18 protein-coding genes are annotated in these 19042 nt (G+C 35.6%); 6 read left to right on the top strand and 12 right to left on the bottom strand.

Annotation, left to right across the window (positions count from 1 at the left end):
* Window positions 1-61: 61 nt before the first annotated feature.
* Complete coding sequence (locus B371_RS0118275; RefSeq protein ID WP_019415763.1) at window positions 62-430, top strand: hypothetical protein; 369 nt, start codon at window positions 62-64, stop codon at window positions 428-430.
* 68 nt (window positions 431-498) lie between these two features.
* Here B371_RS0118275 and B371_RS0118280 read toward each other — a convergent pair whose 3' ends face one another.
* Both B371_RS0118280 and B371_RS0118285 read right to left on the bottom strand, forming a co-directional pair.
* Window positions 499-1254, bottom strand: a complete 756-nt coding sequence (locus B371_RS0118280; RefSeq protein ID WP_019415764.1) for an exodeoxyribonuclease III — start codon at window positions 1252-1254, stop codon at window positions 499-501.
* Window positions 1255-1563: 309 nt separating this feature from the next.
* On the bottom strand, window positions 1564-1950 hold the full coding sequence (locus B371_RS0118285) for a hypothetical protein (RefSeq protein WP_019415765.1): 387 nt from the start codon (window positions 1948-1950) through the stop codon (window positions 1564-1566).
* 168 nt (window positions 1951-2118) lie between these two features.
* Here B371_RS0118285 and B371_RS0118290 point away from each other — a divergent pair, with 168 nt between their 5' ends.
* Complete coding sequence (locus B371_RS0118290) at window positions 2119-2913, top strand: MBL fold metallo-hydrolase (RefSeq protein WP_026023125.1); 795 nt, start codon at window positions 2119-2121, stop codon at window positions 2911-2913.
* 80 nt (window positions 2914-2993) lie between these two features.
* Here B371_RS0118290 and B371_RS0118295 read toward each other — a convergent pair whose 3' ends face one another.
* Both B371_RS0118295 and B371_RS0118305 read right to left on the bottom strand, forming a co-directional pair.
* Window positions 2994-3410 (bottom strand): VOC family protein, encoded by a 417-nt coding sequence (locus B371_RS0118295; protein WP_019415767.1) that lies wholly within the window; start codon window positions 3408-3410, stop codon window positions 2994-2996.
* Window positions 3411-4297: 887 nt separating this feature from the next.
* Complete coding sequence (locus B371_RS0118305; protein WP_019415769.1) at window positions 4298-4693, bottom strand: hypothetical protein; 396 nt, start codon at window positions 4691-4693, stop codon at window positions 4298-4300.
* Window positions 4694-5124: 431 nt separating this feature from the next.
* On the opposite strand from B371_RS0118305, the gene B371_RS0118310 reads away from it, so the two are divergent.
* Window positions 5125-6723 carry an MDR family MFS transporter gene (locus tag B371_RS0118310; RefSeq protein WP_019415770.1) on the top strand — a complete coding sequence of 533 codons (1599 nt, stop codon included), beginning with the start codon at window positions 5125-5127 and terminating at the stop codon, window positions 6721-6723.
* A gap of 86 nt (window positions 6724-6809) precedes the next feature.
* Here the strand turns inward: B371_RS0118310 and B371_RS0118315 are convergent, their stop codons facing one another.
* Window positions 6810-7634: a halocarboxylic acid dehydrogenase DehI family protein gene (locus B371_RS0118315; protein ID WP_019415771.1), complete on the bottom strand. Its 825-nt coding sequence runs from the start codon at window positions 7632-7634 to the stop codon at window positions 6810-6812.
* Between the two features lie 275 nt (window positions 7635-7909).
* Here B371_RS0118315 and B371_RS0118320 point away from each other — a divergent pair, with 275 nt between their 5' ends.
* The 3 genes from B371_RS0118320 to B371_RS0118330 all read left to right on the top strand — a co-directional run bounded on the left by B371_RS0118320 (window position 7910) and on the right by B371_RS0118330 (window position 11400).
* Window positions 7910-8821 (top strand): haloalkane dehalogenase, encoded by a 912-nt coding sequence (locus tag B371_RS0118320; protein ID WP_019415772.1) that lies wholly within the window; start codon window positions 7910-7912, stop codon window positions 8819-8821.
* A gap of 71 nt (window positions 8822-8892) precedes the next feature.
* On the top strand, window positions 8893-9477 hold the full coding sequence (locus tag B371_RS22090) for a hypothetical protein (protein ID WP_019415773.1): 585 nt from the start codon (window positions 8893-8895) through the stop codon (window positions 9475-9477).
* Window positions 9478-10419: 942 nt separating this feature from the next.
* Window positions 10420-11400, top strand: a complete 981-nt coding sequence (locus tag B371_RS0118330; RefSeq protein ID WP_019415774.1) for a TIGR00341 family protein — start codon at window positions 10420-10422, stop codon at window positions 11398-11400.
* A gap of 776 nt (window positions 11401-12176) precedes the next feature.
* On the opposite strand, the gene B371_RS0118335 is transcribed toward B371_RS0118330, so the two are convergent.
* From B371_RS0118335 to B371_RS0118365, 7 genes are all read right to left on the bottom strand, one after another.
* Window positions 12177-13142, bottom strand: a complete 966-nt coding sequence (locus B371_RS0118335) for an ABC transporter ATP-binding protein (RefSeq protein ID WP_019415775.1) — start codon at window positions 13140-13142, stop codon at window positions 12177-12179.
* A 3-nt stretch (window positions 13143-13145) separates the two neighbouring features.
* On the bottom strand, window positions 13146-14108 hold the full coding sequence (locus tag B371_RS22095; RefSeq protein WP_019415776.1) for an ABC transporter ATP-binding protein: 963 nt from the start codon (window positions 14106-14108) through the stop codon (window positions 13146-13148).
* A gap of 11 nt (window positions 14109-14119) precedes the next feature.
* On the bottom strand, window positions 14120-15040 hold the full coding sequence (nikC, locus tag B371_RS0118345; protein ID WP_019415777.1) for a nickel transporter permease: 921 nt from the start codon (window positions 15038-15040) through the stop codon (window positions 14120-14122).
* 11 nt (window positions 15041-15051) lie between these two features.
* The gene (locus tag B371_RS0118350) at window positions 15052-15996 is read right to left on the bottom strand and encodes an ABC transporter permease (RefSeq protein ID WP_019415778.1); all 945 of its coding nucleotides are present in this window, start codon (window positions 15994-15996) and stop codon (window positions 15052-15054) included.
* A gap of 64 nt (window positions 15997-16060) precedes the next feature.
* Complete coding sequence (locus tag B371_RS0118355) at window positions 16061-17665, bottom strand: ABC transporter substrate-binding protein (protein ID WP_019415779.1); 1605 nt, start codon at window positions 17663-17665, stop codon at window positions 16061-16063.
* Between the two features lie 26 nt (window positions 17666-17691).
* A complete protein-coding gene (locus B371_RS22100) occupies window positions 17692-18375 on the bottom strand; it encodes a DUF1028 domain-containing protein (protein ID WP_019415780.1) in 684 nt (227 codons plus the stop codon).
* Window positions 18376-18469: 94 nt separating this feature from the next.
* Window positions 18470-18922, bottom strand: coding sequence for an Lrp/AsnC family transcriptional regulator (locus tag B371_RS0118365; protein WP_019415781.1), 453 nt, complete (start codon window positions 18920-18922; stop codon window positions 18470-18472).
* Window positions 18923-19042: the final 120 nt, after the last annotated feature.

Raw genomic sequence — 19042 nt, forward strand, 5'->3', positions numbered from 1 at the left:
TGTTTTTCCCTGCTATTGGTAGCAGTAAATATAAAATTCAGTAATGAGGAGGTTGTTAACTTTGAAAGGAAAAAGATTTAGTTTTCTACCTGTTATCCTAATTGTATTAGTTGTTCAATTTATTATTCTTCAGTTATTACTATTGATTGAAATTAATGTACCGCAATTCATGTCATTCTCATTAATGATTAAAATTAACTTTTTCATCATCACTATTTGTGGTGGAATAATAGCGATACGCTTTTACAACAAAACGTCTGCGCACATAGGTGGTATTTGTGGAGCTCTCTTCATTACCCTAAGTGAATTATATAGCGGACATTTTAATGTAGATTTATCAAATAGTATTATTTTACTGTTAGCTTATCTAGCAGGGTACTTTGGTTCCACTCTTTACACACATAAAAGTGCTATAACACGGGTTGGCTAAATATTAATAAGTCTTTCAATATTTTAAAGCCTATCATTAAATTCAAAAGACCATGATAGGCTTTTTAATTATTTTTCTAGTTCCAAAATGATTGGGCAATGATCACTCCCAAATACTTGGGTATGAATATATGCATCAATCAATCTATTTTTTAATGCATTTGAAGTAATAAAATAATCAATTCTCCACCCGATATTGCGTTCCCTCACTGTGTTCATGTAAGACCACCAGCTATAAGCGTCTTCTTTCTCCGGATAAAAATGCCTAAATGTATCTGTAAATCCTTCCTCTAGCAATGCTGTCATCTTTCCTCGTTCCTCTAATGTAAATCCAGAGTTACCTTTATTAGATTTAGCATTTTTTAAATCTATTTCTTCATGTGCTACATTTAAATCCCCGCACATAATAACCGGTTTCACTTGATCTAACTGGGTTATATACGCACGCATTTCATCCTCCCAACCCAAGCGGTAACTAAGTCTGGTTAAATCACGTTTTGCATTTGGGGTATAGACATTCACTAAATAAAACCGTTCGTATTCTAATGTGAGAATTCTACCCTCAGCTTCTTCGTTTGAATCCCCTTTTCCATATCTTACGGAAATCGGTTTTTCCTTTGTAAATACAGCGGTCCCTGAGTACCCTTTCTTTTCAGCGTAATTCCAATATTGATAGTATCCTTCTAAGTTTAATTCTATTTGTCCTGCTTGTAGTTTCGTCTCTTGCAGACAAAAAATATCCGCGTTCACTTGTTGAAAATAATCTAAAAAGCCTTTCTTTACACAAGCTCGAATTCCATTCACATTCCACGAAACTAACTTCATAATGTGATAACACCTCTTTTTAACCCTATATTATATATATAGTAGATTTCCTAAATACCTTACCCTCTACAATATAACAAAATAATTACGGAAAGCGCAAAGCCTCCGTATTAGCTTGATAGTTTTGGGGCGAATCTTTTGAAACATAGAACTTATCTTAAATTTAATCATTCTTTCTAATAACAAAGACCTCCCATAAGTCCAGTGAACTAACGAAGAAGTCATTGCCACACATTATTTTTAATAAAATACGTATTCATTTTTAAACAGTTGTCAATCCTCTATTTATCGTTCTTTACCAGTTCTTATTTAACTTTTGTATTCTGCATTGTAGGAATTTTCTCCGGCATGGACCGATAGGAGTGTGTCAGCAAAACCTACGAGTCGATTTACCAACTCTTCAGCAATACTATAAACAAGTGGGTGGAGTTCCGGGTCATGTAGTTTGGGGTCGTCCAAGATTACTGTTGTATTAATGAAAACTTCTTTATTTCCATATAAATTGTAATGAACGATGGCTTTTCCTGCTGCTCCGCCTGATTTTGGGTCTTTATAATGAGGTAAGAAGATATACCATTCTTCTGCACTAGCAGATCTAAAATATTTCATGAATGTTAATCCACTGACCTCTGAAAGAATTTTTTCTTTAAATTCCGGTCGTATCATGTCAATTATTTTTTCTTCTTTGCTATCCATTGTTAATCTCCTCAAATGAGCTTTTTTTGACAATCCTAAAAGAGAACGATTGCTATCTCTTCTTAGTATTGACAACCAATCATTTTTTATGTTTGATAAAAATAATTGAATTATCTATAGAGGATGATTAATCTAAAGAGAGCAAAATTATTAAAAGGTCGTGGAAATATGATAAAAGAATTTAATCATGAGGAGGTACAGTGTATTAAAACGACTGTTTCAGTTCCCATGTTTAGAATTAATGTCTACTTATATTTTATAGATGGGTTACTTATTGATACTGGACCTAGACGCTTAAAGAACAGCTTAATCCCAGTTTTTAAAAGTCTACCCGTTTCACAAATTATTCTCACTCACCATCATGAGGACCATATCGGAATGGGATCGTGGATTCAATCCCATATAAACAAACCCATTTACATTCATAAAGCAGGTATTGCCGATTGCGAACAACCATCATCTATCCCGTTATATCGGAGGATTTTGTGGGGAAACAGCAAACCTTTTAATCCTGAACCTATTCCACAAACGATTGAAACAAAGAATTATCAGTTTGAGGTAATTCATACACCAGGTCATGCACACGATCATGTCGTACTGTTTAATAGAGAAAATGGTTGGTTATTCAGTGGAGATTTATTTGTAATTCCTCACCCTAAGAGCTCCTTTTCTTTTGAATCTGTACCCGTTTTGATGGATTCTATTCGCAAAATCCTAACGTATGATTTCTCCACATTATTCTGCTCTCATGCAGGTGTCATTATTAATGGAAAAGAACATCTAACGGAAAAACTTCGATACTTAGAGAATTTACACTGGAAAGTGAAGAGACTACATCTAGAAGGAATGCATGCAAAAAGCATTCAGAAACAGCTATTTCCGAAGCTTCACTCTATACATTTACTATCGGGGTTTGAAAATTCGCCCGCTCATATGATAAATTCCATAATAGATGACATATAGAATTTAAAACAAAATCTATTGATTCAATAACCCAGCATTAATCCACCCGTTATTACACCTAATAGGAAGTCTACATCCTATTATTTATCAGGATAATCACAGAACTCAATAATCGTTCCATTTGTATCAGCCGGGTTCAAATAGATTAATCGTCTTCCATGTTTATTAATACGCAAAGTATCTTCTAATGTACGAATACCTTTACGTTTCAGCTCATCCAATGCCTCATCAAGATCATTGACATGATAAGCAATATGGTGAACACCTTTTCCTTTCTGTTTCAAAAACCGAGCAATTGGAGAGGTGGTATTGTTTGTTGGTGACAATAATTCAGTACGATCGCCATTAATATCTATTGTGGCGATTTCACTTTCAACACCTATTGATTCACTTCGGTATCGATCAATTAATTTTCCACCTAATATATCTTCATAAAAACTTATACTTTCCTCTAAATTCCGAACAGCGATGCCAATATGATCCAGTTTGTAATTCATAAATGTTCTCCTTAATTGCGTAATGCCATTATTTATAGTTGCTGCTTATTATTTGGTGTTGCTCCCATTCAATGGTTACGGAGTAATTCCCCCCAAAAATACGAGTCCCACGAGTAACGCAGTTTCTTCAATTCAACGACTTCTTAGGAAATGATTAAATAGAGCGTACATCACTTAATGGAAGGACATCAACCTCCAGGTGATTTTTTGATTAGAAAATAGAACTATGTACAGAAACCCCCAACTTTTGTACCAGTTTTAGATGGGGTATTCTGTTGGTTGATTAGTTTTTTTAATCAGTAAGTCAAAACTTCTCCACCACTATAAACAGACATAAGTTCTTATTTTAAAAGGTATATCTTAAGAAAAGACCTTAATAATTGGAACTAAATAATTTCAAAAATGTTAAGTATGAGTAAAGAATTCTTTTGGAGATGGCGGTATGAATAATAAAGGTAAAAATAGTTTTTTATCAATGTATAGATAGCTTGTAGTTTTGTTATTAGCAATAACCATAGTTGTTTTGTCTTATAATACCCCCAAAGTTGTTAGAAACGGATTTACAGAGTTTTGAGGACAGTCAAGAGTATAAGTTTGCATCGCACGCATTACAAATAAATAACTGACCAAACCTTAAGTAACCCGTTGGAAAGATTAGTGATCATTTCATACGGAATATCAATTGAAAAAGAAAATGGAGAATCAAAATCTCCCAAAGTAGTTGCTTATACAATTTTTGGTATTCAATATACTTTAGTTGAGGCCGACAATAATGGAGCAAAGGTTAAAGATAGAATTATTGACTGAATAAAAATACACATTTTAAATTTCAAAATTCTATGTTTCTCAATATTCAGTTAGAGTTTGAACAATTTAATCTTTAATTGTCATACATCAATTTCTATATTGTTGTTAAATTGCTTGCCCATAAGCCTTGTTCCATAACTAATTAATAATCCTAAAATGAACCCTATAATACCAATAAGATAAGATAGAGTACTCCCTCCACCAGTAATACTAACTAAATAATGCAACAGTTGGAAACCAACAATACCCCAAGCGATTGAAAAGATGAGGTTAAGAAACTGGTTTAGACTAGTATAAAAAAGTATCATAGCAATAATTAAAGTAATAACAAAAGTCGCAATAACATTCCAGTTGAATTTCTCAACACCTATCCATGTTACAAAACCACATAACACTAATAGTAATTCAAATGTATGTCCGTTCGGTAGTCTTTTTCTTTTTTGATAATTGTCATTTCTATCATCTTGTAAGTTCATTATTTCTCCTCCTATTTTTTAGTGCTATCTCTATTATCTATGTTAAAACTTCTACAATTATTCCTTCAAGTACACTGATGTCATAGGTAAAATCACTACTTATCTATTGGTAAAAGAGATTAAATAGTGACTTGTTTTTATCGAACTTCCCCGTGTACCTTTTAATTTAAGAAATCACTTGAGGTGCTCCAGACTTTTTTTAATTTTGTGTGATTGTTGGGCAATTAGTTTATGATTGAATCAAAACCAGTGGATATTCAATGTTGAAAATTAATTTCAGTCATTATATACTTATCCGTTAAATAACTTCCTTACTAAGACAAAGTGTTTAATCATTACCCAACATCTAAGTGGAAGAAATAATAATTAATATGGGCAACAAAATAACATGAACATAACCCTTATCTACACGAACTACTGGGAGGGACTAAATGGAAACATTAGATAAAAAACAAAAATTATTAATTATGATGGCAATAATGTCTGTTCTCCTTTTTTCAGCATTAAACATGACCATTGTAGGTACAGCCCTCCCAAAAATTGTGTCTGCCATAGATGGAATTGAATACTTCGAATGGGTTTTCACCATTTATATGCTGACATCAAGTATTACTGCTATATTAGTTGGGAAATTGTCTGATATTTACGGGCGGAAAATCTTCATATTAGTGGGGATTATTATCTTTAGTTTAGGTTCCTTATTAAGTGGTTTTTCAGCTGATATCATTCAACTTATTATATTCCGCGGGATTCAAGGCTTTGGTGGGGGCATGTTAATGAGTGTTTCCTTTGCAACGGTCGGCGATTTGTTCTCTCCAAGAGAACGCGGACGTTGGCAAGGTGCACTCGGTGGAGTTTTTGGGGTGGCCAGTTTATTTGGTCCGACATTAGGTGGAGTTATTGTCGATCACTTTAAATGGTCATGGATATTCTGGATCTTCTTACCGATAGGCATCGTCGCCTTTATACTAATTGCAAAGCTTTATCCGACTGTAGAAAGAAGAGAAAAAGAAAGAGTAGATTATTTAGGATCGTTCGTTTTATCAGTGGTCATTATAACGCTACTACTAGGTTTTTCATGGGCAGATTCAAAATATGCTTGGGATTCCATCCAGATTGTCGGCCTATTTTCGATATCCATCTTATCCCTAGTCTTATTTCTATACATTGAAACCAAGGTTAAGAGTCCTGTTCTCCCACTACATTTGTTTAAAAATAGTGTCTTTGCCATTTCAAATGTAGTTGCTTTTTTATTAGGTATGGGTATGTTCAGCGTTATTATGTATATTCCATTCCATGTTCAAGGAGTGGCAGGTAAATCTGCCACTACGTCAGGGCTTGTTGAAATGGCGATGACAATTGCAATGGTACTATCTAGTGCCCTTGTAGGATTCTTGATTACAAAAACAGGAAAGTACAAGAAAATTGCCATAGTCGGTTTAATGGTAATGGCCATAGGTATCTATTTAAATACATTACTATCTGTTGATACATCGTTAACTACCTTAATTCTATTTCTAATCGTTACAGGTCTTGGAATGGGGGTGATATTTCCAGTATTCAACTTGACTGTCCAAAATGCAGTGAAGCACAAGTACTTGGGAGTAGCGACAGCAACATCTCAACTATTCAGGGAGCTTGGTGGTACGATCGGGGTAGCCATAATGGGCTCTATTATGGCTAATAAAATGAGTGGGAAAATAAATGAGATAGATGTTCCAGAAGCGTCATTTAGAGACATTCCCGAAGGTTCAATTCAAATGGATATGGAAAAGTTACAAGATCCTCAAATTCTAATGAACCCTGAAGCACTTGATGTCATACGAAATGAACTTCCGCAACCAATGGTCGGGACGTTTAATCAGCTAATTGAAGCGTTAAGAGAAGCGCTTAGTTATGGATTATCAGCCGTGTTTATGTTTGCAACATTTGCCGTTTTATTAACCGTATTTTTAACTTTCTTCTTAAAAGAAGAAACTCTTCGAACATCAAATAATGACGATGAAGAGGAAGAAGTCGATACACAATAATCACTTAATTTAGAGTAGAATGAACTGACAAAGCCACAGTTCTTTCTACTCCAATTTTATTTTTCAACAGAACTTGATCCCAACAGTTACAACATTAGTTTCCGAATAAACTCATTCTCAACGATTAACCCTGGTAGGAAGTTTTGAAAAAGTGAAACAAGTCCCATAATACCTGCTATTTGAGCAGGAGAATAAATTTTCTCTAACTGATGACTATTGATGGTTACTGGAAACGGCATCTCTTGATGAACAACAGAAATCGCTTCTTTTGACAGTTTAGATGTAAGGAGAGTATATTCATCAGTCTCTATATATGATTTAAGAAAATGCCATGTAACCTCCAAAAAACGAGGATAGTTTGCTAGTGCTCTGAAATCACTTGAAACATCATATGATTGATGTTCTTGTGCAATATCAAGTAATAGTTTTTTAATGTAATAAGGTGCCGTTGGAATATGAATTAATTCAATATGCGGCATGCTTGGCGAGACCCCTGGTTGTATTTGTCCAAGGTTATTTTTTTGTGGAATAACTGGTCGATTACCTAGACTTTCTGACCAAGCACTCGCGATGAGAAGTAATTTAGGATTAACGTATTGAAAAGTAGACACAACATTCTTAATATGTTGTAAAGTTTCGGGATGATAGTCTTTCTTAAAATCATGAGTAGGAATTATTGTATTAATCGTTGGAAACCGTAACTGACTTGCAGCTGATTCCATATTAATTGTAAGCATATTTGGTCTAACCTGTTGCCAAGCATACGTTAAAAATTCAGGATAATTTGCCAATGCTCTGAAAATAAAATTAACAATTGGTACCTTTAATACAAATTTGATATCTTCATAAACATCCTTCACAATCCCTTGTGCCTCTGATTCAAAAACTTCAGGTATTCCATATTGATTCACTTTTCTCCACCTTTGTTTGATAATTCTAGTAGGAAGAATTTCCAGGATCAAAATCTTTATTGTAATTTATGTTTAGATAACATGATTTACCCGCTTCATAGAATTACTTATGCATAATGGTTTACCTGCTTCGATTGGGTTATCTCATGTTAATCATAGTTACAATTACTATTCTAGAATAGACTTCCTGAAATATATTTTATAAAAAAGAAGGAATATTCAATTCAGAGTAGAAATAGTCTTTGTATCGAAATAAAATTATTGGAGGATATAATATGGAAACTATTCGTACTCCCGAAGATCGTTTTACCAATTTACCAGGGTTCCCGTTTAAACCTAATTATGTAGAAATCAATGATGCACGAGTCCACTACATCGATGAAGGAAAAGGAGAGGTCATCCTTTTACTGCACGGAGAACCGACGTGGTCCTATTTATATCGTCACATGATATCGCCATTATCCAAACAATTCAGAGTCATTGCACCTGATTTTATTGGATTTGGACGCTCCGACAAATATACACAACGTGGTGACTATTCTTTTGACATGCATATGAATACACTGAAAGCATTCATCAACTCATTAGAACTTGAAAATATTACTATCGTAGTTCAGGACTGGGGAGGACTTATCGGTCTTGGTGTCTTAGCTGATATACAGGAACGTTTTTCTCGTTTGGTCATAATGAATACAGGGCTTCCAACCGGAGAAATACCTCCTTCAGAAGGGTTCCTAAACTGGCGCAAATATGCTGAGAAAACACCTGACCTTCCAATTGGCAAACTTATTAGACGTAGCTTAGCCCCTGGAAATACTCTTTCTAAAGATGTTATTGCAGCCTATGATGCTCCCTTTCCATCTGCTGAATACAAGGCTGGTGCTCAAGTTTGGCCACTCCTTGTACCAATGAACATTGACGATCCTGGAGCTGCACAAATGAGAAAAGCTAAAGAAGTACTTAAAAGTTGGAATAAACCTGCATTAGTTGCATTTTCCGATTCAGATCCCATCACACATGGTGGAGATCGTTTTTTCAGAAAGATCATCCCTACAGCAAAAAATGAACCCGAAATCATTATCAACAACGCAGGCCACTTTCTTCAAGAGGAAAAAGGTGCGGAAATTGCAGATCATATCATTGCCTTCGCTAACCGAAATCCACTTCAATTGACAATGAATGTATAAGTAAATGAAAATAAGACATGAATGTGTAAAGCGTCATTTTTAAATAAATACAATGAGGTTGTTGATTAAATATGAAAAACGAAAAATATGTTTGGTATTTAAGCTATGGTTCAAACCTTTCCAAGGATCGTTTCCTTTGCTATATCCAGGGAGGTACACCAAACGGTTCGACGAAAAATGAAAGAGGCTGTAGAGATAACACTATTCCCATAAGAGACGAAGGCTACGAAATTTCATTTCCATTGTATTTTGCAAAATTTTCAAGTCGATGGAATGGTGGAGTCGCATTTATAGGAAAAAGCGAAAAAAATAACACCAAAACATTTGCTAGAATGTACCTCATCACCGAAGAACAGTTTCTCGATGTTGTTTCACAAGAAAATGATGTTGCTGATATTTCTATCGATTTAGAAGAAGTTATTTCTAATAAAAGTTTACAAGTCTCTGATGGATGGTATGGAAACATTCTTTATATAGGTGAAAAAGATGGACACCCGATATTCTCATTTACTTCAAATGATGATATTGAAGATGCTAAATTTAATCCACCATCAAAAGCATACCTTGATACAATTTCCTTAGGATTAACTGAAACGTTTGATATGGCTCAAGTAGCTGCCTCAAACTATTTAAGTTCATCTAAAGGTTGTAAATAAGGAAAGTTATTCACTTTGAAACCGAGATTCTGAATGGTATTTATTCTATCTAACTCTATTCCCATAAGGTTAATATTTTTAGCAAAGGCTACCTCCTGTTTTATAGGAAGTGGCCTTTTTTGAAAAATAAGAAAGTATATAAATCTAGTGAGCCATGAATTCAGTATTCCCGGTATTTTATGGAGTAGGTTCTATTTTGATACCACTGATTTGCGCTCCAGGCGGACGCTTTCCACGGGGCGGGCGGCGAGCCTCCTCGGTCGCTGGCGCTCCACTGCGGGGTCTCACCTGTCCCGCTGATCCCGTAGGAGTCGCCGCCTTCCGCTTCAATCAAGTAATGTTTTCGAATTGATCACAAATGAAAAGATAAACTTAAAAAGAACAGAGTATATACTTTTTAAGTCCAGAAAATCACTGGTACTTTAAATAATTAAAATATTCAGTTTTTAGCATCATGAACACTGAAATTCTGGTACTTTGAACTAGTATTTCTCTTTTTAGAAATAGTGTTTGATGGATAAATTTACACTAGTTGATTGGAGCGCAGGTGTCGACTTCTGCGGGAAAAGCATGAGCTGAAGGCCCCGCAGGAAAGATGCTGGCCAAAAGCCAGTATCTTTGCGACGAGTAACCGCAGGAGCACATGTTTTTACAGTGACGAGGAGACTGAAGCCATGCCCGCGAAAAGCGTCCACAGTAGCGGAAATCAACGGGTTTCTATGGTTACCCTTCTTAAAAGGACCGGGCGTCTTTTTGCCCGGTTTTTCTTATACTACACAACTTCTCAAAAAAATTGTCTAACCACCATCCATTGTTGTCTATTCTAGAAAAGTATTATCTATAAAAAAATTTATTTTAAGGAAATATGTGTTTACGTTATGAAGAAGAAGATAATGGCAATAATGAGTTGTAAGATTCTTCTTAAGAATGGGAGAGGAAATTATGCCATTACAGTTGCTTGAAATATATGCTCCAAGGCATTTTTTAGATATGGAAGACATTAAGGAGGAATTCCCTGTTGTCTCCTATTGGATTTCCAGTGAATTAAATGAAAAGGATCTGACACGGATTCTTGTAGAAACAAATCATGTAGAAAAAATTCTTAATTATTTGGAGAAATTGCCAGGCGGAGAGGACACGTATCAAGTCATGTTGCTGTCTGTGCAAACCTATCTTCCTAGGGAAAAAAAGAAACAAACTGATGAAGCAAAAGATTTACAGCGTGCGAGCCGTCACGAATTATATGCGGCCGTTGAGGAGTCTAGCCATATGAGTATCAGTTATATGTGGTTTATTCTTTTTTCCTCAGTTATTGCAACGATCGGTATTATTAAAAACAGTCCTGCCATTGTTATTGGGGCTATGGTAATCGCCCCAATAATTGGTCCAGTGACTGCTGGTTCATTTGCATCAGTTCTCGGCGACTTCAAGTTAATTCGTCAAGCTTCGCTTACCTCTTTATTTGGAATAGGTATACCCATATTGATTTCTACTGTATTTGGATTTTTCTTCCTTCCACCTCTATACAGTAATGAGTTTCTTTCAAGGACAGACATTCAAATTATTGATGTTATTGTTGCCCTCGCCTCGGGTGCTGCAGGAGCACTTTCTTTTATTAAAAGGAATGAGGGCTCTCTTGTGGGGGTTATGGTTTCAGTCGCATTACTACCACCTGCTGTTGTATTCGGTATGACTTTAGGCTCTGGTAGATGGGAAGAGGCCCTAGTACCGTTCATTCTATTATTGGTCAATGTTAACTCAATACTTCTTTCTGCTGTGATTGTATTCTGGTTAAGCGGTATCAAACCAAACAATTGGCAGGATTTACAGAATGCAAATACCTCACGTCGAATTTCCCTCTTATTTATTTCAATAATCACTATTGTACTTACAACCGCTATTATTTTTATAAACATTGTCTAAGTTATAACTTTGTTCTTATATTCAATCGGGTACCAATGTCCTTACTAGTATAGTGTTGATATGGGTATCTCAAAAAAACTACATCCTTTTTTTCGAGGGCACTGAAAAAGTCCTCAAAAGGATTTCATTGCGAGTAAGGAACGACATATTGTTCACTTACTCGCTTTTTATATGGAACCCGTTGATTTCCGTTCCAGGCGGACGTGTTCCGCCGGCATGGCCTCAGCCTCCTCGTCGCTACGCTCCTGCGGGGTCTTCACCTCATGCTATTCCGGCTGGAGTCGTCGCCTTCCTCTCCAATCAACTAGTATCTGCATATCAGGAAGAAAACTTTGTTCTTCTATCTAAAGAAACTTCCTTTTCCTGTATACTAAAATAAAGTAAATGCAGGGGGTGCGTCCCCATGATTTCAAACCAAGAAACCAAACTCACCAAGAGAAATATCCACAGAGAATGGTTTTGAGATTGACATTATTGGAATATCTCGTGTGGAGTCATCAGGTCAACTAATGAGATTTTAGCCTTCCATGTGCAACTTTAGAAAAACTTAAAAATGAAATAAAGAGTTAGGTGACGTATTACAATAATTATAGATATCAATTGGATTAAAAAAAGATGACCCCTGCACAATACAGAGATCATCTTTTTTATTATCCATAGTTTTTTTAAAAAATGTCCTTTACAAAGAAGGGTACAGTTTTAGTGACCTAGCCAAGTGTTTTTTTATAATTCTCATCCATGAAATAGAGTATTTGGGTGGAGACAGTACAACGCCTCTAATTGACCAAATGACATGCCACCTTGTGTTGATCTGCAACAGTTAAAAGAGAAGGTGTTTCTTCTTTACATCTTTGCTCGGCAAAAGGGCAACGTGTATGAAAACTACATCCACTAGGGGGATTTAAAGGACTTGGAACATCTCCTTCAAGTAAAATCCTCTCTCTTTTTACTGTAGGATCCGGAACAGGAATAGATGATAATAACGCTTTTGTATAAGGATGTTGTGGATTTTTATATAGAGTCTCACTGTTTGCAATTTCAACAATTTTCCCTAAATACATAACTGCAACTCTATCGCTTATATATTGAACAACACTTAAATCATGGGCAATAAAAATATATGTTAAATTTAAATCCTTCTGTAAATCCTTAAGCAAATTAAGTACTTGAGCCTGGATAGACACATCTAATGCAGCAACTGGTTCATCTGCTATAATAAGTTTTGGATTTAGTGCCAATGCCCTTGCAATACCAATTCTTTGTCTCTGCCCGCCACTAAATTCATGAGGATACCGGTTAATATAACGTTGATTTAATCCTACAACGTCAAGTAATTCTTTTACTCTTTTTTGCTGCTCTTCTTTATTCATGTTAAAGTGGGTTCTTAATGGTTCTCGAATGATCTCTCCCACGGAGAGCCTAGGGTTTAGAGAGCCATATGGATCCTGGAATACCATCTGCATATCTTTTCTTGTTTTCCGTAATGACTCATTATCTAGTTTTCTAAGATCCTGTCCCTTGTAAATTATTTCACCCTGGTCAGCTTCTATTAATCTAAGTAGCAATCTTCCTGTAGTTGATTTTCCACAACCGGATTCACCTACTAGTCCAATAGTTTCCCCCTCAATTACATCAAGATTTATTCCATCTACAGCTTTTACTACGCTTTTTTGACGACCAAACAATCCCTTATTAACTTCAAAATATTTTTTTAGATCATTGACCTTTAATAACGTTGGCATTGACTATCCTACCTCCTTATGGCAACGGACAAAGTGACCTTTTGTGACTTCAGCAATTACTTGTTCATTTTCTAAACATTCAGCTGAAACAAAAGGACAACGAGATGCAAACCTACAGCCTGTTAAATCATCATAGAGTTGTGGTGGTTGTCCTTGGATAGGTGTCAATCTCTCTCTAGATCCCAACTTTGGTAGAGAGTTAATAAGTCCTTTCGTATAAGGGTGTTTAGGATTAGCAAATAAAGTATAAACATCTGTTTCTTCAACAACATGTCCAGCATACATTACAGCTACTCTGTGACAGGTCTCCGCAACGACGCCTAAATCATGCGTAATTAAAATAATAGACATACCAAGCTTCATTTGTATTTCTTTTAAAAGTTCTAAAATTTGCGCTTGGATTGTTACATCAAGCGCCGTTGTCGGCTCATCAGCAACTAACAGCTCCGGTTCACAGGCAAGTGCCATCGCTATCATCGCCCTTTGTCTCATCCCACCACTAAATTTATGTGGATAATCGTGGATCCGTTGCTCGGGAGAGGGTAAACCAACTAACTTTAATAACTCTATTGTTTTTTCAACAGCTTCCTTTTTAGTAACACCCTTGTTATGAAGTAGTATTGCTTCACTAATTTGGTTACCTATTGTAAAAACTGGATTTAAGGAGCTCATTGGATCCTGAAAGATCATCGAGATTTTATCACCACGGATTTTTCTCATTTCTACTTCAGTCTTATTTAACAGATTTTCATCGTTAAATAAAATCTTGCCTTCTACCTGGCCTTGATCAGAAATCAACCCCATAATCGATAAGCTAGAAATACTTTTTCCTGAACCTGATTCCCCGACAATCCCAAGAATTTCACCTTTTTTCACTTTGAAATTAACACCGTCTATGGCCCTTATTCTACCTTTGGAAGTAGGAAATGTGACCTTTAAATCAATAACTTCTAAAAGATTTTCCATACTATTCACCTCTAATCCTTTTTTAAACGAGGATCAAGCGCATCTCGTAATCCATCTCCTAATACATTAAAACTTAGAACTGTAATCATAATTGCAAGTCCTGGAAATATCGCAACCCATGGTGATGTTTCCATAAATCCCCTTCCAGTATTTAACATTAATCCCCATGATGGGCTAGGGGGTTGTGTCCCAAGACCAAGAAAGCTCAATGACGCCTCAGCAATAATTGCAAATGCCAAACTTAAAGTCGATTGAACAATTATAGGAGCTGATATATTGGGGAGAATGTGTCTAAATATAATAACAATATCCTTTACTCCCGTAGATTTTGCTGCTTCAATGAATTGAGACTCCCTCACGGAAAGAACTGCACTTCTAGTAATCCTGGCAAAAATAGGAATTGAAACTATTCCTATTGCGATCATCACATTTGTAATGTTCGAACCCAAAACTGCCATGATTGCAATGGCTAAAAGAATATCTGGAAAAGAAAATAAAACGTCCATAAATCTAGAAATCACATTATCAAGTAGCTTTCCAAAATAACCAGAAATAAGACCCAAAAACACACCAAAGAATATACCTATTCCAACAGAGATGATACCGACCTTCAAAGAAATTTGAGCTCCATATATGATTCGGCTAAAAATATCCCGCCCAAATTCGTCTGTTCCCATAAAAAACTGTGAGCTAGGTGCTTCCAATCTATTTTTCACAAACATTTCTGTAGGATCATGAGGTGCTATTAAAGGTGCAAAAACCGCCATAATAATATTTAGCAAAATAACATAAAGGCCAAACATAGCTAATTTATTCTTTCTTAGCTTATCAAAAGACACTTTGTAAAAGCCTTCTGTTTTTTCCCCAATGTTATCAATAGCATTTAAATCAACTACAGGGGGTGTCTGCTGTTTTTTTAACACTGGATTCATCACACAACCTCCTATTCATATCGAATTCTTGGGTCGATGTAGGCATATATTATATCAACTAGTAAGTTAACTAGGACAAAACCTAAAGAGAACATTAATACTGTGACTTGGACTAGCGGATAATCCCTTTGATAAATAGCTTGTAACGCTAATCTACCTACACCAGGTAGAGCAAATACTTCTTCAATAATGACAGCTCCACCTAACAGATATCCTATTTGGATACCGATTACAGTTAAGACTGGAATTAAAGCATTTTTAAAAGCATGTTTATAGCGATACAATTTAGGAGTAACCCCTTTTGCAAGTGCGGTTTTCATATAATCTTGACCAAGTACCTCCAACATTGCAGATCGTGTCATCCTCATTACAACCGCTGACATAGAAGTTCCAAGCGTAAATGCGGGTAATATCATTCCCTTTAAATTTTCTATTGGATTTTCTAAAAACGGTACAAATCCTCCCGGAGGTAATAGACGTAATTGTAATGAAATAAATAATATCAGCATAGTTCCCAGCCAAAAAGCAGGAATAGACACACCTAACATAGATACTACTGATACTACATGACTGATCCATGAATCTTTTTTAATAGCTGCTAATATTCCGAATGGAATTCCAATTAATAATGATATAGCCATTGCCAACCCAGCTAATTGAAGGGTTGCAGGAAGCCTAGCAAAAAATTCCTCAATAACTGGTTTGCCTGTTCGTATTGATTCCCCAAAATCCAGCTGAATCGCGTTAAACATCCATTCAAAGTAACGAATAACTACTGGCTTATTTAATCCAAGATTTTCTCGTAATGCCTCTCTTGCTTCTGGAGTAGCACTTGTACCTAAAAGGATGTCAACAACATCACCTGGAATTAAACTAATTAACAAAAAAACAATCGTACTAATTCCTATTAGTACTGGGATTAACATACAAAGACGTTTCATGATATATTTAAACATCCAATCCCCTCCATTGTAGTAAAAGCCCGTAAAATCATTGGGCTTTTACTGTGAATTATTATTCTTATTTATCTAACCAAGCTTCTTTTAAACCTATGAATGAACCTGTAGGAGATGTAACATATCCTTTAAGATTAGGAGCTAATCCTTCATATTGATCATTTACATGTAAAAATACATATGGTGCTTCCTCAACTATTAATTTTTGTACTTCCTGATAAATTGTTTTACGTTCTGCCTCATCAGCTATAGACTGACCTTGCTCTAACAAAGCATCAATCTCCGGAACATCTAGCCCGTAAGCATTCCAAGCTTCTCCAGAGTGGAATTGAGCATAAAGCCAATCATCAGGGTCAACAGCACCAATCCAACCTAAGACAACCATATCAAATTCTTTTTTGTTCCATTGGTCTAAGAAAAGTCCCCATTCAGTTGGTTGTACCTCTATTTCAATTCCCAGTGGTTGTAGCTGTTCTTTTACAACTTGAGCGATTGAAACTTGGGACTTATACTCTGCTCCGACTTTAATTGACGCTTTGAAACCATCTGGATATCCTGCTTCTGAAAGTAATGTTTTTGCTTTATCAAGATCTGGTCCATAAGCTTTAAAATCAGCATGTGCCCAATGTGTATTTGGAATTGGTCCTCCATCAAGCACTGTTCCGTAACCAAAAAGAGAAATATCTACAATTTCTTGTCTGTTAATCGCCCATGCAATTGCTTGACGAACCTTAATATTATCAAATGGAGGCTTGTTCATATTAAATCCAATATAATCATAAAAAGTTCCTGGCCCCCCTTGTACTACTACACTTGAATCACCTTCAAGAATTTGAACATCTTTTTGTGGTACATTTTCGATCAAATCTACTGATCCTGTTCTTAGAGCCGTTGTACGCGCAGTATCATCTGGAATTGGTTTTAGAACCACTTTATCTAAATATGGAAGATTTTCAACATGATAGTCCTCATATCTAGTTAACTCAATTGACGTTTGCGGAGTCCATTTCTCAAACACAAAAGGTCCTGTTCCAATCGCAACATTCTGCAAGTCACCATGCTCTTCAACAACTTCTTTTGGCACTATAGCATTAGAAGAATTTGCAAGGTTACTAAGTAAAGGTGAAAACGGTTCTGAAAGTTTGAATTCAACAGTATAGTTGTCGATAATATTTATCGACTCTACCTTATCAAACATATATGCTCTCGGTGATCCTAGATCTGGATTTTTAATTCTTTCAATAGAATACTTTACATCTTCAGCAGTAAGTTCTCTTCCATTATGGAACTTTACTCCTTCTACTAGGTAAAAAGTATACGTTTTATTATCATCCGAGATGTCCCATTTTTCAGCTAAATCGGGTAGGTATGAACCATAATCTTTAACATCTTGACTAAGTAAGCCACTATACACATGCTCTATAACACGGACAGTAGAAGCCGCACTAGCTAAGTGAGGGTCTAGTCCTACTGGATCAGCAATAACAGCAACCGTTAATTCCCCACCTTGTTTAGGTTCCCCAGTATCTTCTGTATTCGAAGTAGGTTCACTTGTGTTTTCTTCAGTCCCTTGACTATCAGTAGTAGATGAATTGGACGAACAACCAGAAGCAAACAATGTTAACATTAAAATAAATAAAAATGATTTGAAAAAATGATGGTTTTTCATATTTATCCTCCTTATTTTTTATAAATCTATTTAAAATCTCCCGATGGATCTTGACCCGACTTTATTGTGTCAATCCACTGATCATAAACTTTAAGCAAACCTTGTTTATGAATTTCAAACAATCTTCTTAATTCAATGTCAGGAGTTTCATGATCATCCACTCTTAAATTGATATAAGGAAATTCTTGGTGATCTTCTACAATTAATGCAGCTGATTGCTTCCCTCGATTGTCCCCTCCAGCTTCTTGACCTGCTTCAACCGACTTTAGAAGCCTTTCTCCTAATTCTTCATTAGTTGTAATATTAAATGAATCTGACATTGCCTTAAGGACTGCCTCACCAACAAGTAAGTTTCCTGCACAAACAAATTGATCTCCGATAATATGGCCTTTCCAATCATTCGTTTTAGACCCTGTAAATCCAGCAACACCTCCTTTTCTATCAACAATAGCGAGTTGCCGCATTTCTTTGCCTGGGTCCGATTCTATTAATTCCTTTAATACCTCCTCTGCGCCCTTCCCTTCTTGTAGTAATGATAGACCGCGGTGTCCCAGTGAAGTATTAACCCAAGCTTGGGTTGAAATAGCACCAACTCCTGCCTTTACGAATGGACAGAGAAACCCAACACCAAAGGCCTTTGTTAGTACTGCAACACCAAGTCTACCTGTTTTTTTACATCTAGCTGTTATAGAAAATGTATTTAATTCCACTAGATCCCACCTTTTTTGATTAATTTTTTTTTATAAAATGGATTACTCCATTTTATAACTAGAATAAGTAGACTTACTGAAAATACTTTGATGTCTATTTTAAAAAGTATTCAAATGTATCTTTTAATACCTCTAGTTGTATCATGCTGTTTACTTCATAAATTCCACCTATTTTATTTAATCGTTGGAAGCTTTCTTTTAAATCCTCCTGGGTCGATACATTTACTTGAATAATTAGCTGATATTTCCCAGTTACTACACTAACAAAACGAACTTCTTTCATTCTCTTTATATTCTCAATTACCTCATCAAGTCTATTAAGCTCAACTTTTAACCAAACAATAGCCAGCGCATTCAAGCCTATAGATAATGGATTCACTACACCTGTTATAGTAATAATTTCTTTTTCTATTAATTGTTTATAATGAGTACGAACTGTTTTTTCGGTTACCTTAAGATCTGCAGCAATTTCAGTGAATGGTGCTCTTCCATTTTTTGCTAGTATTTTAATAATCCTTATATCTATTCCATCCAAGCTAAATCCCATTGGCATAAGTACTCCTTTCGACCCCTTTTACCGATATTGCCTCCGTAATTCGTAGAAAAATAGAAAATTAATATCCTAATAGATTAGGAAATTTAATTTTTACTTCTTAATTTAGATTAT

This window comes from Paenisporosarcina sp. TG20 (assembly GCF_000286315.1).
Classification (GTDB): Bacteria; Bacillota; Bacilli; order Bacillales_A; family Planococcaceae; genus Paenisporosarcina.